General features: G+C 54.6%; 9 protein-coding genes, 2 tRNA genes and 3 rRNA genes. 13 read left to right on the forward strand and 1 reads right to left on the reverse strand.

Annotation, left to right across the window (positions count from 1 at the left end):
- Window positions 1-5: 5 nt before the first annotated feature.
- From ACFER_RS02855 to ACFER_RS02900, 11 genes are all read left to right on the forward strand, one after another.
- Window positions 6-1379 carry a gluconeogenesis factor YvcK family protein gene (locus tag ACFER_RS02855; RefSeq protein ID WP_012937933.1) on the forward strand — a complete coding sequence of 458 codons (1374 nt, stop codon included), beginning with the start codon at window positions 6-8 and terminating at the stop codon, window positions 1377-1379.
- A 2-nt stretch (window positions 1380-1381) separates the two neighbouring features.
- Window positions 1382-2311: a DNA-binding protein WhiA gene (gene whiA, locus ACFER_RS02860; protein ID WP_012937934.1), complete on the forward strand. Its 930-nt coding sequence runs from the start codon at window positions 1382-1384 to the stop codon at window positions 2309-2311.
- A complete protein-coding gene (locus tag ACFER_RS02865; RefSeq protein WP_012937935.1) occupies window positions 2308-3159 on the forward strand; it encodes a polysaccharide deacetylase family protein in 852 nt (283 codons plus the stop codon). Before whiA ends, ACFER_RS02865 begins: the two co-directional genes overlap by 4 nt.
- A gap of 87 nt (window positions 3160-3246) precedes the next feature.
- On the forward strand, window positions 3247-3390 hold the full coding sequence (gene scfA / locus ACFER_RS10960; RefSeq protein WP_071142269.1) for a six-cysteine ranthipeptide SCIFF: 144 nt from the start codon (window positions 3247-3249) through the stop codon (window positions 3388-3390).
- Between the two features lie 89 nt (window positions 3391-3479).
- Complete coding sequence (gene scfB / locus ACFER_RS02870; protein ID WP_041666085.1) at window positions 3480-4874, forward strand: thioether cross-link-forming SCIFF peptide maturase; 1395 nt, start codon at window positions 3480-3482, stop codon at window positions 4872-4874.
- Window positions 4875-5173: 299 nt separating this feature from the next.
- Window positions 5174-6730 (forward strand): 16S ribosomal RNA (locus tag ACFER_RS02875).
- 103 nt (window positions 6731-6833) lie between these two features.
- Window positions 6834-6910 (forward strand) — tRNA-Ile (locus ACFER_RS02880).
- 66 nt (window positions 6911-6976) lie between these two features.
- Window positions 6977-7052, forward strand: a tRNA-Ala gene (locus ACFER_RS02885).
- A 274-nt stretch (window positions 7053-7326) separates the two neighbouring features.
- Window positions 7327-10231, forward strand: a 23S ribosomal RNA gene (locus ACFER_RS02890).
- A gap of 139 nt (window positions 10232-10370) precedes the next feature.
- Window positions 10371-10487 (forward strand): 5S ribosomal RNA (gene rrf, locus ACFER_RS02895).
- The 16S, 23S and 5S rRNA genes sit together here with 2 tRNA genes alongside, the layout of an rRNA operon.
- 296 nt (window positions 10488-10783) lie before the next feature.
- Complete coding sequence (locus tag ACFER_RS02900; protein ID WP_012937938.1) at window positions 10784-11572, forward strand: enoyl-CoA hydratase-related protein; 789 nt, start codon at window positions 10784-10786, stop codon at window positions 11570-11572.
- Between the two features lie 207 nt (window positions 11573-11779).
- Here the strand turns inward: ACFER_RS02900 and ACFER_RS02905 are convergent, their stop codons facing one another.
- Complete coding sequence (locus ACFER_RS02905) at window positions 11780-12070, reverse strand: hypothetical protein (protein ID WP_187287526.1); 291 nt, start codon at window positions 12068-12070, stop codon at window positions 11780-11782.
- A 341-nt stretch (window positions 12071-12411) separates the two neighbouring features.
- Between ACFER_RS02905 and ACFER_RS02910 the strand changes: the two genes are divergently transcribed.
- Window positions 12412-14019: an MBL fold metallo-hydrolase RNA specificity domain-containing protein gene (locus ACFER_RS02910; protein ID WP_012937940.1), complete on the forward strand. Its 1608-nt coding sequence runs from the start codon at window positions 12412-12414 to the stop codon at window positions 14017-14019.
- A 127-nt stretch (window positions 14020-14146) separates the two neighbouring features.
- Window positions 14147-15967: a translational GTPase TypA gene (typA, locus tag ACFER_RS02915; protein ID WP_012937941.1), complete on the forward strand. Its 1821-nt coding sequence runs from the start codon at window positions 14147-14149 to the stop codon at window positions 15965-15967.
- The last annotated feature ends 78 nt before the right edge of the window (window positions 15968-16045 follow it).

The following is a 16045-nucleotide window of genomic DNA, read 5'->3' on the forward strand; positions in this document are numbered from 1 at the left end:
TGCGTATGAAATGGATTAAGTGGTTGTACCCGGGGCTGAACCTGAAGCGCTGGCTCTTTCTTTTTGCGCTGGGCGCGGTACTGGCCTGTGTGGGAGTCACTTTAATCTTCAATTATCAGTTTGTAGGGCTCCTGGAAGCCCTGGTGCTGCAGTTCATCAGTTCCGTGGGAGGAGAGTATTACCAGTCCACCATTACCGGGCTGGGAGCCTTCAGTGTGGTCCTGGGGATCCTGTGCATGTGCCTGGGGGCCACCCATGTGATCAAGACCATTATCAATGCGGTGATGCCCGGAGAAAAGGAATCCCTTCGGGAGCTGATCTTTACCCAGCAGAAGCTGGACAAGGGACCCAGCGTGGTGGTCATCGGCGGCGGGACGGGACTTTCCGTACTGCTCCGGGGCATCAAGCTCATTACCAACAACTGTACGGCTGTGGTGACCACCGCAGACGACGGCGGATCTTCCGGACGGCTGCGGAAAGAACTGGGAATCCTGCCTCCCGGGGATATGCGGAACTGCCTGGTGGCCCTGTCCGATACGGAACCGCTGATGGAAAAAGTCATGCAGTACCGGTTCAAAAGCAGTGCCCTCAGCGGCCATAACCTGGGCAACCTGTTCATTGCCGCCATGAGTGATGTGGAAGGCGGGGACATGGAAAAGGGCATCGCTGCCACCTGCGAGATCCTGAAAGTGCGGGGCCATGTATGGCCAAACACCACGGACAATATCCAGCTGAAGGCCAAAATGGACGACGGCAGCACCGTGGTGGGGGAAAGCTCCATTACCGCTTCGCCCCATAAAATCGTCCAGCTGATGACGGAACCGGAAAATCCCCGGGCGTCCCAGCGGGCCGTGGATGCCATCCTGAAGGCCGATGCCATCATCCTGGGGCCCGGCAGCCTGTATACCAGCGTGCTGGCCAGTCTGATCGTGCCCGGCATCCGGGATGCAGTGATCCGGTCCAAGGCCGTGAAGATCTACGTGTGCAATGTGATGACCCAGCCCGGGGAAACCGATGGCTATGGGGCCTATGAGCATGTGAGGGCCCTGATCCGGCACATGGGCTGTCAGTGCCTGGACTATGTGGTGGTCAACGAGCAGAAGGCCTCTCCGGATATCCTGGCCAAGTACGAAAAAGAAGGGGCCATGCCCGTTTCTCCGGATGTGGAGAAAATCGAACAGCTGGGAATCGACTGTGTACCGGCCAAACTGCTGAATGACAGCGACCTGGTCCGGCACAATCCCCTGAAGCTGGCCAAGACCATCATTGCCCTGATTTACCGGCTGAAGCTGTTCGGCAAGGGCATCCGGTTCTTCGACTATTTCTTCGCCCGGCAGACCATGCAGGAACTGCGGAAGCATGCCAGGAAGGAGCACTGACCATGTCCTTTTCCCATGATGTGAAAAATGAAATCGCACGGTCAGAAGGGGAGAACCATGACTGTGAAAAAGCGGAGCTGTTCGGGCTGCTGCGGATCAGCGGGGCGGTTTCCCTCAGCGGACGGAAAGTGGGGATCCATTTCACCACGGAAAACGCGGCCCTGGCAAGACGGGTGCTGCGGCTGCTGAAAAACAATTTTCCCGTGCAGACGGAAGTCATCGTCACCCGGAGCCGCCGTCTGAAAAAGAACAATCGGTACCAGGTCCATGTGATCCCTTCCGATGAGGCAAGGACTGCCCTGAGCCGGCTCCATCTCCTTTCTCCTCTGGAGGAGGCGGGCAGCGCCCTGCTGAAAAAAGAAGGGGAAAAGAGAGCCTTTCTCCGGGGGGTATTCCTGGCCGGGGGCTCGGTGAACAAGCCCATCAGCGATTACCATCTGGAACTGATCTGTGACAGCCTGGACATGGGGCAGTTTATCCAGAAAATCATGAAGGGCTTCAGCCTTCCGGCCCGGATCGTGGACCGGAAAAACTCCTATATCGTATATCTGAAGGAAGGCAACGCCATTGCCGGGTTCCTGTCCCTGATCGGAGCCAGCAATTCCTACCTGGAATTTGAAAATGTCCGGGTGCTGAAAGATATGCGGAACAAGGTGAACCGGCAGGTCAACTGTGAAACCGCCAACCTGAACAAGGTGGTCCAGGCGGCGGTGCGGCAGCTGAATGCCATACGGGTCATTGAAGAAACAGTGGGGCTCAGCACCCTGCCGGAACCGCTCCAGGAGGCAGCCAGACTCCGGAGAGACCATCAGGACCTGTCTGTGGGAGAACTGGCGGCCCTGACAGAAGACAATGTGGGAAAATCCGGCTTCAATCACCGGTTGAAGAAACTGGAACAGCTGGCGGAAAAACTGAAGGATGGGGAGCAATGAAAAAACTGATTATTTTCTTGGCGATTGTGGCAGCTCTGGCCGGGTTTGCCTATGGGGGCTATGAATATGTAAAACGGGATTTTCCCCGTTTCTGTGAGGAAACCGTGCCGATCTTTGCCTACCATCGGGTAGAGCCGGGGCATGATGACCCTTATACCATGCCTCCGGAACAGTTCGATGAGCAGATGAAATATCTGAAAGAACAGGGCTGGAAGACCATGACCCTGGCGGAATATGTCAAGGGCCGGAAGGAAGGACGGAAGTTTCACAAGGAATGTGTCCTGATCTTTGATGACGGCTACCTGGACAACCTGACCTATGCGGCCCCCATCCTGAAAAAATACGGCTTTGTGGGGAACATGTACATGGCCGTGAAGTATGAAGGCTGGCCCGGCTATCTGGACTGGAACCAGGAACATGAACTGCTGAAGTACGGCTGGGCCCTGGGGTCCCATACCTTCAACCACAAGCCCCTCCAGTCCCTGACACCGGAACAGGTGGACTATGAACTGACCAGCTCCATGCAGCATATGCGGGGCATCTACAATCCGCCGGAAGGACTCACCTTCTCCTATCCCAACGGATCTGCCAGCGACGCCATTGCGGCCCAGGTAAAAAAAGCCGGCTATATTGCCGGGGTGGACGGCCGTGTGGGGGTGAACACGGACAAAGTGGATCTGATGCGGCTGCGCCGGGTAAATGTGTTCCAGAACAAACCGGAAAACCTGGGCTGCTTCCAGTATGATCTGAAACGGGCCCAGATCCAGAGCTACATCGACCAGACCGGATTGGATACGGACTGGCTCATCCACAAATATTACGAACTGAAAGGCAAACTCCATCTGTAAGAAAGATAGAAACGGTTGAAAGACTTGCGTTCTTTCTGAAAAACAGATAAAATGGATAGTAAACAAGAAGATAGGGAGGAATCGATGATGGCAAAAAGAATCAAGACTGTGAATAAAGAAATGCTGAAAAAGACCCTGAGAACCGGCGGCTGCGGCGAATGCCCGGCATCCTGCCAGTCTGCCTGCAAAACTTCCTGCACGGTAGGCAACCAGGTTTGCGAAAAAGCATAATTTATATTATGCGCGGAAGCTCCCTGCATGCGCAGGGAGCTATTTTCTTGTAATCAATAAGAAGGGCGGACAGAAATTTGATCCATAGAATGCATCTGGACGACAATTACGTGGTCCTTGACGTGAACAGCGGCGCCGTGCACATTATCGACGCCATGATTTATGATATTCTGGGCTTTTACGACGGCACCAACGCCGAAGCGACCAAAGCCCATTTTGCCGGCAAATACCCGGCGGAAGACGTGGCTGAAGCCCTGGACGAACTCCAGGAACTGCAGAAGGCCGGTCTGCTGTTTTCTCCGGACTTTCCGGTGCCGGATACCTTTTCCGATGAACCGGTGCTGAAATCCCTGTGCCTCCATGTGGCCCACGACTGCAACCTGCGGTGCGGCTACTGCTTTGCAGATACCGGGGACTTCGGGGGCCATCGGGCTCTCATGAGCAAGGAAGTGGCCCGGAAGGCCATCGAATTTGCCATTGCCGGCAGCAAACAGCGGCACAACCTGGAACTGGACCTGTTCGGCGGAGAACCTCTGATGAACATGCCCGTGGTGAAGTACATTGTGGACTATGTGCGCCAGCGGGAAAAAGAAACCGGGAAGAACATCAAACTGACCCTGACCACCAACGGCACCCTGCTCACCGATGAAATCGTGAAGTATCTCAACGACAACCGGGTGATGCTGGTGCTTTCCCTGGACGGCAGCAAAAAGACCCATGACAACATGCGTCCCTATCCGGGCCATGTAGGGTCCTATGATGCAGCTGTGAAAGGCTTCCGGAAGGTCATCGAATCCCGTCACGGAAAGAACTACTACCTGCGGGGCACCTATACCCATTACAACACCCATTTCTGCGATGACGTATTGGCCATGCTGGACGTGGGATCCGAAATTTCCATGGAACCGGTGGTGGGCACCACGGAACCCTGGGTGCTGACGGAAGAAGACTGGCCCACCCTGGACAAGGAATACGAGAAACTGGCCCGGGCCTATCTGGCCAGGAAAAGGGCGGGAGAAGCTTTTGACTTCTTCCACTTCAACGTGGCCCTGGACAACGGTCCCTGCGTGGCCAAACGACTGGCAGGCTGCGGTGCCGGTCATGAATATTTCGCCATTACTCCCGAAGGGGACATTTATCCCTGCCATCAGTTTGTGGGCCGGGAAAAATACAAGATGGGGACCCTGGATACGGGCATTGTGAAAAAGGACATGGTCCAGTATTTCCGTCACATGCACGTGATGAAAAAAGAAGACTGCCGGACCTGCTGGGCACGGTTCTTCTGCAGCGGCGGCTGCCATGCCAATGCGGATCTGGCCAATGGCACCATTGAAAAACCCTATGCCTACGGGTGCCGGATCCAGAAGAAACGGCTGGAAATGGCCATCATCCTCCAGGCTCTGCTGACAGAGGACGTGAAGGAAGGCGGGGCAGACCACCGTCCCGTCATCGACAACTTCAAATTCCAGGTGGAGAAGAAGTAAATCAGCTTGTCAACGGTCAGTTGTCTACGGTCAGCGGCCGCAGGAAGGGATTGGCAAAGGAGCCTTTGCCAATCCCTTCCAATTTTTTTAGAAAACATAGTTGACAAAAATCTACTCCCGTGATATTATAATCAAGCCGCCGATGAGCGACAAGGTTAGAACCCTGAAAACTGAATATTGTTGACAGATGTGCGGGTCAAGTCACCTTTACGGTGATGAGATCGAGTCACCTGGATGACAACCAGGTTAAAAAATCAAAGCTAGTTTTTCAAGAGCCAAGCGGCTCTTCAAAATACTCTATTTTGGAGAGTTTGATCCTGGCTCAGGACGAACGCTGGCGGCGTGCTTAACACATGCAAGTCGAACGGAGAACTTTCTTCGGAATGTTCTTAGTGGCGAACGGGTGAGTAACGCGTAGGCAACCTGCCCTCTGGTTGGGGACAACATTCCGAAAGGGATGCTAATACCGAATGAGATCCTCTTTCCGCATGGAGAGAGGATGAAAGATGGCCTCTACTTGTAAGCTATCGCCAGAAGATGGGCCTGCGTCTGATTAGCTTGTAGGTGAGGTAACGGCTCACCTAGGCGATGATCAGTAGCCGGTCTGAGAGGATGAACGGCCACATTGGGACTGAGACACGGCCCAAACTCCTACGGGAGGCAGCAGTGGGGAATCTTCCGCAATGGACGAAAGTCTGACGGAGCAACGCCGCGTGAGTGATGAAGGCCTTCGGGTTGTAAAACTCTGTTGTCAGGGACGAAAGCACCGATCTATAATACATTTTGGTGTTGACGGTACCTGACGAGGAAGCCACGGCTAACTACGTGCCAGCAGCCGCGGTAATACGTAGGTGGCAAGCGTTGTCCGGAATTATTGGGCGTAAAGAGCATGTAGGCGGGCTTTTAAGTCCGACGTGAAAATGCGGGGCTTAACCCCGTATGGCGTTGGATACTGGAAGTCTTGAGTGCAGGAGAGGAAAGGGGAATTCCCAGTGTAGCGGTGAAATGCGTAGATATTGGGAGGAACACCAGTGGCGAAGGCGCCTTTCTGGACTGTGTCTGACGCTGAGATGCGAAAGCCAGGGTAGCAAACGGGATTAGATACCCCGGTAGTCCTGGCCGTAAACGATGGGTACTAGGTGTAGGAGGTATCGACCCCTTCTGTGCCGGAGTTAACGCAATAAGTACCCCGCCTGGGGACTACGATCGCAAGATTGAAACTCAAAGGAATTGACGGGGGCCCGCACAAGCGGTGGAGTATGTGGTTTAATTCGACGCAACGCGAAGAACCTTACCAAGGCTTGACATTGAGTGAAAGACCCAGAGATGGGTTCCCTTCTTCGGAAGCACGAAAACAGGTGGTGCATGGCTGTCGTCAGCTCGTGTCGTGAGATGTTGGGTTAAGTCCCGCAACGAGCGCAACCCTTATCCTATGTTACCAGCACGCAATGGTGGGGACTCATAGGAGACTGCCAGGGATAACCTGGAGGAAGGCGGGGATGACGTCAAGTCATCATGCCCCTTATGTCTTGGGCTACACACGTACTACAATGGTCGGCAACAAAGGGCAGCGAAGCCGCGAGGCGGAGCCAATCCCAGAAACCCGACCCCAGTTCGGATCGCAGGCTGCAACCCGCCTGCGTGAAGTTGGAATCGCTAGTAATCGCAGGTCAGCATACTGCGGTGAATACGTTCCCGGGCCTTGTACACACCGCCCGTCACACCACGAAAGTTGGTAACACCCGAAGCCGGTGAGATAACCTTTTAGGAGTCAGCTGTCTAAGGTGGGGCCGATGATTGGGGTGAAGTCGTAACAAGGTAGCCGTTCGAGAACGAGCGGCTGGATCACCTCCTTTCTATGGAGAACCGAAGGAGTCCAAGGACTCACTTCTATTCTCGTCGACGCACATCTGTCAAAACAATATTTGGTTTTGAGGGTTTTACCCTCAGGCAATCCATGGGCCTATAGCTCAGCTGGTTAGAGCGCACGCCTGATAAGCGTGAGGTCAGAGGTCCGAGTCCTCTTAGGCCCACCAATTTTTGAATTGAAATGGATTGTTGAAATAGTTTTCATCTGTTCTTCTGAACAGCTGAAATATAGCGGGGGCGTAGCTCAGCTGGGAGAGCACCTGCCTTGCAAGCAGGGGGTCAGGAGTTCGATTCTCCTCGTCTCCACCACATGAACCTTGAAAACTTCATAGAAGAGACAAAACAAAGTCTTGGACATTGTGATGAATGTCTAAGCACCTCTGATCTAAATGCGAATTTAGAAACGAGTAACGAGAATACCAGGGAACGTAAGTTCCTTAGTAAACTGAACCAGAAAATTGCAAAGAGAAATTGCTCTGATCCGCGAAGCGAGGAAGAGAGCCATCGGAGACTATACTCCAGTATGTCGAGGGTGGCGAACGACGAGCGACAAAGGAGCGGACAATTTATCGAAGCAATTTTAAGTCAAGCTACTAAGGGCATACGGTGAATGCCTTGGCACTAAGAGCCGATGAAGGACGTGGTAAGCTGCGAAAAGCTACGGGGAGCCGCAAGCAGGCTTTGATCCGTAGGTGTCCGAATGGGGGAACCCACCATCCGTCATGGGATGGTATCCTTCGGGAAGGGAACCCGGTGAACTGAAACATCTAAGTAGCCGGAGGAAGAGAAATCAAACGAGATGCCCACAGTAGCGGCGAGCGAAGAGGGCAGAGCCTAAACCAGAGAGCTTCGGCTCCCTGGGGTTACGGACTGGCATAAGCGAAGTCCAATCTAGTCGAATCACCTGGAAAGGTGAGCCACAGACCGTGAGAGCCGGGTAGATTAAAGATTGAATGAGTGGCCAGTATCCAGAGTACCGCGAAGCACGAGGAATTTTGCGGGAAGTCGGGGGGACCACCCTCCAAGGCTAAACACTTCTTAGTGACCGATAGCGCATAGTACCGTGAGGGAAAGGTGAAAAGAACCGCGGGAGCGGAGTGAAAGAGAACCTGAAACCGTATGTCTACAAGCAGTCGGAGCGCAAGCGACGGCGTGCCTATTGAAGAATGAGCCAACGAGTTACGGGCGCCAGCGAGGTTAAGCAGGAAATGCGGAGCCGTAGGGAAACCGAGTCTGAAAAGGGCGGATAGTTGGTGTTCGTAGACCCGAAACTGTAGTGATCTACCCATGATCAGGTTGAAGCACGGGTAAAATCGTGTGGAGGACCGAACCGGTGAGTGTTGAAAAACTTTCGGATGAATCGTGGGTAGCGGTGAAATTCCAATCGAACGCAGAGATAGCTGGTTCTCCTCGAAATAGCTTTAGGGCTAGCCTCAGGCAGTAAGCATAGGCGGTAGAGCACTGATCGGGATAGGGACTGTAATGGTTACCGAACCCTGTCAAACTACGAATGGTTATGCTGCAGAGCCTGGGAGTCAGACTACGAGAGATAAGTCCCGTTGTCAAAAGGGAAACAGCCCAGACCATCAGCTAAGGTCCCCAATGCCATACTAAGTGGAAAAGGATGTGGGGTCTCATAAACAACCAGGATGTTGGCTCAGAAGCAGCCACCATTTAAAGAGTGCGTAATAGCTCACTGGTCGAGAGGCCCTGCGCCGAAGATTCCCGGGGCTAAAGTATGGAACCGAAGCTATGGATGCATACGTAGGTATGCGTGGTAGAGGAGCGTTCCCATCGGGTTGAAGTCGTCCTGGAAGGGACGGTGGACTGGTGGGAAGTGAGAATGTTGGCATGAGTAGCGAAAAGAATGGTGAGAATCCATTCCACCGAAAGCATAAGGATTCCTGAGCAACGATCGTCGTCTCAGGGTAAGTCGGGACCTAATCCGAGGCAAAGAGCGTAGGAGATGGACAACTGGTTGATATTCCAGTACCGGCAGTGATCGTTTGAACGAAGGAGTGACGCAGGAAGGCAGGTCCGCACGAGATTGGTAGATCGTGTGCAAGCGTGTAGGCTGGTTACCAGGCAAATCCGGTAACTGAGGCTGAGGCGTGATGCGGAGGGAACTTGTTCCCGAAGGGATTGAGCCTACGCTGCCGAGAAAAGCTTCTAGTGAGAAAGCTGCCGCCCGTACCGTAAACCGACACAGGTATGCGGGGAGAGAATCCTAAGGTGCGCGGGAGAACCCTCGTTAAGGAACTCGGCAAAATGTACCCGTAACTTCGGGATAAGGGTAGCCACAAAGGTGAAGGGACTTGCTCCCGGAGCCCGGTGTGGTCGCAGAGAAGAGGCCCAAGCGACTGTTAACCAGAAACACAGGTGCCTGCGAAAGAGAAATCTGAAGTATAGGTGCTGACACCTGCCCAGTGCTGGAAGGTTAAAGAAGGATGTCCGGGTTCGACCCAAAGCATTCGACTGAAGCCCCAGTGAACGGCGGCCGTAACTATAACGGTCCTAAGGTAGCGAAATTCCTTGTCGGGTAAGTTCCGACCCGCACGAAAGGTGTAACGATTTGGGCACTGTCTCAACGAGGGACCCGGTGAAATTGAAATACCTGTGAAGATGCAGGTTACCCGCGACTGGACAGAAAGACCCCATGGAGCTTTACTGTAACCTAATATTGGGTTCTGATACTTGATGCACAGGATAGGTGGGAGGCATGGAAGGCAGTCCTCTGGGATTGCCGGAGCCGACGTTGGGATACCACCCTTCAATTATCGGGATTCTAACCGAGCGAGTAACGATCGCCGGGACAGTGTTAGGCGGGCAGTTTGACTGGGGCGGTCGCCTCCCAAAGAGTAACGGAGGCGCCCAAAGGTTCCCTCAGCGCGGACGGAAACCGCGCGCGGAGTGTAAAGACAGAAGGGAGCTTGACTGCGAGCCAAACACGGCGAGCAGGTACGAAAGTAGGGCTTAGTGATCCGGTGGCATCCAAGTGGAAGGGCCATCGCTCAACGGATAAAAGCTACCCTGGGGATAACAGGCTAATCTCTCCCAAGAGTCCATATCGACGGGGAGGTTTGGCACCTCGATGTCGGCTCATCACATCCTGGGGCTGAAGTCGGTCCCAAGGGCTGGGCTGTTCGCCCATTAAAGTGGTACGTGAGCTGGGTTCAGAACGTCGTGAGACAGTTCGGTCCCTATCCATCGCGGGCGCAAGAGATTTGAAGGGGGCTGCTCCTAGTACGAGAGGACCGGAGTGGACGGACCGCTGGTGTACCAATTATCCCGCCAGGGGTACAGTTGGGTAGCTACGTCCGGAACGGATAAACGCTGAAAGCATCTAAGCGTGAAACCATCCTTAAGATGAGATCTCTCACAGCGTAAGCTGGTAAGACACCTGGAAGATTACCAGGTTGATAGGCAGGGTGTGGAAGCGTAGTAATATGTTAAGCTGACCTGTACTAATATGTCGAGGGCTTGACTTAAGTGAGTCGCCTACCGCGAAGCGGCTGAGGCATACGAAATAAAAGAGCAAGTGAGCGAAAGAAGCTCGTAACGTTACGTCCGAAAGAACGTATATGTCTCTTCATGAAGTTTTGAGGGCTCATGCCTTCAGTAACATAATCCGGTGGCGATAGCTAAGGGGATCCACCTGTTCCCATGCCGAACACAGCAGTTAAGCCCTTATACGCCGAAAGTACTCGACTGGAAACGGTCCGGGAGGATAGGGAGCTGCCGGTTAAGAAAATTCCGCATCTGATGGATGCGGAATTTTTTGTCAACGGTCAGCTGTCACTCGGACCCGTAGGGGCTGCACGCCGGGCAGCCCGTCTGGATGCCGATTGCCGATGCACAGGGCGGGGCACCGGGCCTGCGCCTCCTACGGATCAGGGCACTTCAAAATCAACCGGAACCGCAGGGGCTGTTGACCGTTGACCGCTGACCGGGGCTGTGAATTCCCCTCCCTCTTTCCCCTTGCCAAAACCGGCTTTAATAAGATACAATATTCTAAAAAATCCAACTTTTAGGAGGCGACTATGGTTAACTTCAGAAATCTTTTGCTGACGGTCCAGGATGACGGGGTGGCTGTCATCACCATCAACCGTCCGGACATCCTCAACGCGCTGGATCTCCAAACCCTGCGGGAGCTGAAAGGGTGCATCGAAGAAATCCGACGGGATTCCCGGGTAAAGGCAGTGATCCTCCAGGGGGCCGGGGACAAGGCCTTTGTGGCCGGGTCGGATCTGATGGCCATGAGCCGGATGACGGCCCATGAGGCCATGGCTTTTTCCCGGTTCGGCCATGAAGTGTTCAATGCCATCGAAAATCTGCCCATGGCCGTTATCGGGGCCATCCACGGGTATTGTCTGGGTGGGGGCCTGGGACTGGCCCTGGCCTGTGATTTCCGGTATGCGTCCACCACGGCCAAATTCGGACAGCCGGAAGTGAAGTACGGGATCATCCCCGGTTTTGGGGGTTCCCAGACCCTGGCCCGGCTCATCGGGCAGGGACGGGCCAAGGAAATGATCTATACCGGGGATCTGATTGATGCCCAGGAGGCTTACCGGATCGGTCTGGTGAACCGGGTGCTGCCGGGAGAACAGCTGATGGAAACCTGTGAAGCCGTGTGCCGGAAGATCATGGAAAAGGGGCCCATTGCCATCGGCTCCGCCAAGGATGCCATCAACCGGGGCCTGTCCATGGACCTGGCTTCCGGTCTCAGCTACGAGGCCCAGGTTTTCGGCAACTGCTTCGCCACCCTGGACCAGACAGAAGGGATGAAAGCGTTTTTGGAAAAACGTAAACCGGTGTTTTTAGGGAAATGAAAGAGGGGCTGTTGCATAGGCAACAGCTCCGTCAACTGGCAGTTGACTATGTGTGCTGCGGGGCGCCGGGCCTGCGCCCCCTACGGTTTCTACTGTTCAAAATCAATTTGTAAAATTGATTTCCAACGGCTGCTGACAGCTGACCGTTGACAGCTGACCGTTGACAGAAAAGGGAGTGCTGCACAGAACGTGCAGCACCCCCTTTTTTCACTGATTCAGCAGATACCCTTTCAGCGCCTGGCACAGTTCCATGCCCAGGGTGTTGGGGCTCAGGGGATACCAGGACTGGTCAGCCACTTTTTCCCGTCCCGTTTCCTGTCCCAGCCCGTTGTAGGTGTACTGGACCAGATCGGACACCACCCGCAGACGCACATCGTATTTACTTTGAAGCAGGATGGTTCTTCCCGTGCCCACGGCTCCCTTCTGCACCCATTTGTTCCAGATGGTGATGATCCCGGTCTTTTCGTCGTACTGGAGGCTCCGGGTATCGTAATACACCTCATAGCTGCTGTTGCCGCCCACTAGGGTCCAGGCAGCCGCATCTTCCGAGGGAGGAGTGGGGAGGACCTCCTGGGAAACAGTCCCAGAGGGTGTAGCGGTTTTTGTATTATTTGCAACAGAAACTGCCGGTTTTTCCGCACCGGACCCGGCTTCCTGAGCAAAAAGCAGGGATGGCACCGACAGCAGAGAAACAATCAATAGAGGAAAAAATAGAGACTTTTTCATAACGTACACCCTTTCTGGTCAATCCATGGAACTATTGTACCACATCGTGCCGTACTATAGGTACTTTCCCTGAAAGAGTCAGGCAAAAACTTTTGAACAAGGAGGGATCCTTCATGAAAATCACCTTCCTGGGCGCGGATAAAATCGTTACCGGGTCCTGTCACCTGCTGGAAGTCAACGGAAAAAAGATCCTGCTGGACTGCGGAATGTTCCAGGGCCCCAAACTGATCCGGGACCTGAACCGCAAGCCTTTTTCCTTCAATCCGGGCGAAATTGACGCGGTGATCCTGAGCCATGCCCATATCGACCACAGCGGCCTGCTGCCCCGGCTGATCAAGGAAGGGTTCAAGGGCTTCATCCACTGCACGCCGGTTACCGAAGAATTGTGTCAGATCCTGCTGCCGGACTGCGGGCACATCCAGGAATCCGATGCGGAAATCGCCACCCGGAAAGGGCTCCGGGCCGGGAAATCTGCCGTGGAACCCCTGTATACGGCGGATGATGCCTATCTGGCCCTGAAGCATTTCATTACCCACGACTATGATGAAGATGTGGAACTGTACCCGGGGATCACCTTCCGCTTCCGGGTGGCCGGCCATATCCTGGGCAGCGCCCTGGTGAACCTGATGATTGAAGAAAACGGGAAGAAGACCAAGCTGATCTTCACCGGGGATGTGGGCCAGCCCAATGTACCCATCCTGGATGATCCCCATCAGATTTCCGGTGCGGATTTCATCATCACCGAATCCACCTACGGGAACCGGATCCATGAACAGATCGACCGGGAAAAGGAACTGTGTGATGTGATGAAGGACGCCCTGAGCCGGGGGGGCAACGTGATCATCCCCGCTTTTGCCGTAGGGCGTACCCAGGTGATGCTCTACTACTTCCAGAAGCTCATGAACAGCGGCCAGCTGCCGGTGGTCCCCATTATGGTGGACAGCCCCATGGCCATCAAGGCCACCCAGGTGATGCTGTACAATCCGGAGGAATATGATGAGGAAGCCCGGACCATCTTCCAGAAACAGAAGGGCCGTCTCATCGACATGCCCAATGTGAAATACACGGAAACCCCGGCGGAATCCCGGGCCATCAACGACATGCCCAGCCCCATGATCATCATCTCCGCCAGCGGCATGGCCGATGCCGGCCGGGTGCTCCACCATCTGAAACACAACCTGTGGCGGAAGGACAGCTCGGTGATCTTCGCCGGGTATCAGGCGGAAGGCAGCCTGGGCCGCCGGCTCATCGACGGGGCCAAAAAAGTCAAGATCATGGGCGAAGACATTGTGGTGGGCGCCAAGATCTACAACCTGTCCGGTTTCTCCGCCCATGCGGACCGGGATCAGATGCTGGCCCTGTACAAGGGGATGCAGCAGAAGCCCAAAGCCTTCTTCGTGGTCCATGGGGAATACGATGCGGCCAGCGCCTTTGCCCATCTGCTGAACACGGAACTGGGCACTGCCACCTACATCCCCAACTTCGGAGATGCGGCCATCATCGACGGCACTGACTGGCGGATTGAGGAAACCAGGGTGATCACCAGCGAACCGGCCATCCAGAACATGCGGGATTATCTGCGGAACTTTGAAAAGGATTACCTGGCCTACAAGGGCCGTCTGGAACAGCTCATTACCCATGATCCCCGGCGGATTCCCGATATCCGGGCCAAGATGGAAAAAATCCGCAAATACATTGACGATGTGATGAAAACTCTCTGACAGATATTTGACATCTGAAAGGGAAAAGAATATAATAGGAAAGTCGAAATGATGCAGTTTACTTTGAGGATGCTTCCTGACAAGCATCCTCTTGATTTATCTGGAAATAAGAGGGGATTGGGCTTTTATGATTAGAAACGATTTGCGTAACATTGCCATCATCGCTCACGTCGACCACGGTAAGACTACCCTGGTGGACGCCATGCTGAAACAGAGCGGTGTATTCCGTGCCAACCAGCAGGTGCAGGAACGGGTCATGGACTCCAACGATCAGGAAAGAGAACGTGGAATCACCATCCTGGCCAAGAACACTTCCGTTATGCATGATGGCTGCAAAATCAACATCCTGGATACTCCGGGCCACGCCGATTTCGGCGGCGAAGTGGAACGGGTGCTGAACATGGTGGACGGCGTTCTGCTGCTGGTAGACGCTTATGAAGGCCCCATGCCCCAGACCAAATACGTGCTGCGGAAAGCACTGGAACATCACCTGAAACCGGTGGTGGTCATCAACAAGATCGACCGTCCGGATCAGCGGGTGGAAGAAGTGGTGGATGAAGTCCTGGATCTGTTCATCGAACTGAACGCCAACGACGACCAGCTGGACTTCCCGGTGGTTTATGCCTCCGCCAAGAAGGGTGTTGCCAAGCTGTCCATGGACGACGAAAGCGACAACCTGGAACCCCTGTTCCGCACCATTATCGACAGCATTCCCGCTCCTGATGTGGACGTGGACGCTCCCCTGCAGATGCTGGTGAACACCCTGGACCACGATGACTATGTGGGCCGGATCGTGGTGGGCCGTGTGGTCCGCGGCACCATCAAAAACGGACAGAACGTGTGCCTGATGCACGATGACAAGCGCACCAACCAGAAGATCGGCCGTCTGTACACCTACGAAGGGCTGAAGCGGGTGGAAGTGCCTGAAGCCAAAGCCGGGGACATCATCGCCCTGATCGGTCTGAGCACTGCGGAAATCGGGGATACCATTGCCGATGTGGACAATCCGGAACAGCTCCAGGGCATCAAGGTGGACGAACCCACCCTGTCCATGACCTTCTCCGTCAACGACAGTCCTTTTGCCGGCCAGGAAGGGGACTTCATCACCAGCCGTCATCTCCGTGATCGTCTGTACAAAGAAGTGGAAACCAACGTTTCCATGAAGGTGGAAGATACGGAAAGCGCCGATACCTTCAAGGTGTCCGGCCGTGGGGAACTGCACCTGTCCGTGCTCATCGAAGCCATGCGCCGGGAAGGGTTCGAACTGCAGGTGGGCAAACCTACCGTTATCATGCGCCGGGACGAAAACGGCAAGCTGCTGGAACCCATGGAAGCCCTGACCATCGAAGTGCCTCAGGACTTTATGGGCGCTGTCATGGAAGGACTGGGGATCCGGAAAGCTGAACTCCAGAACATGACGGAAGTGGCCGGCTACCTGCGCATGGACTTCCTGATCCCTGCCCGGGGCCTGATCGGTTTCCGGAACCAGTTCCTCACCGATACCAAGGGCAACGGCATCATGAACCACGTGTTCGCCGGCTGGGGTGCCTACAAGGGCGATATCCCGGGCCGTACCCGGGGCAGCCTGGTGGCTTTTGAAGCCGGTACCACCACGGCCTACGGCATTGATAAATGCCAGGCCAGAGGCACCATGTACGTGAACCCCGGTGAAGAAGTGTACGAAGGGGAAATCGTCGGCGAAAACAGCCGGGAAGACGATATGGACGTGAACCCCTGCAAGAAGAAACACGTATCCAACATGCGTGCTGCCGGGAGCGATGACGCCGTCCGTCTGGTTCCGCCCCAGACCTTCTCTCTGGAAGGGGCCCTGGAACACATCAACGACGACGAAACCGTGGAAGTTACCCCCAAGAGCATCCGCATGAGAAAGAAAATCCTGTCCCGTATGGAACGTGCGCGCACCAGAGCACGGAACGCACGGGCGTAATGAAAAGGGGATGTGAAAAAATGATTTTCACATCCCCGTCACTAGTCTCTAGTCACTAGTCACTAGTCTCTAGCCGAT

This window comes from Acidaminococcus fermentans DSM 20731 (genome assembly GCF_000025305.1).
GTDB classification, from domain to species: Bacteria; Bacillota; Negativicutes; order Acidaminococcales; family Acidaminococcaceae; genus Acidaminococcus; species Acidaminococcus fermentans.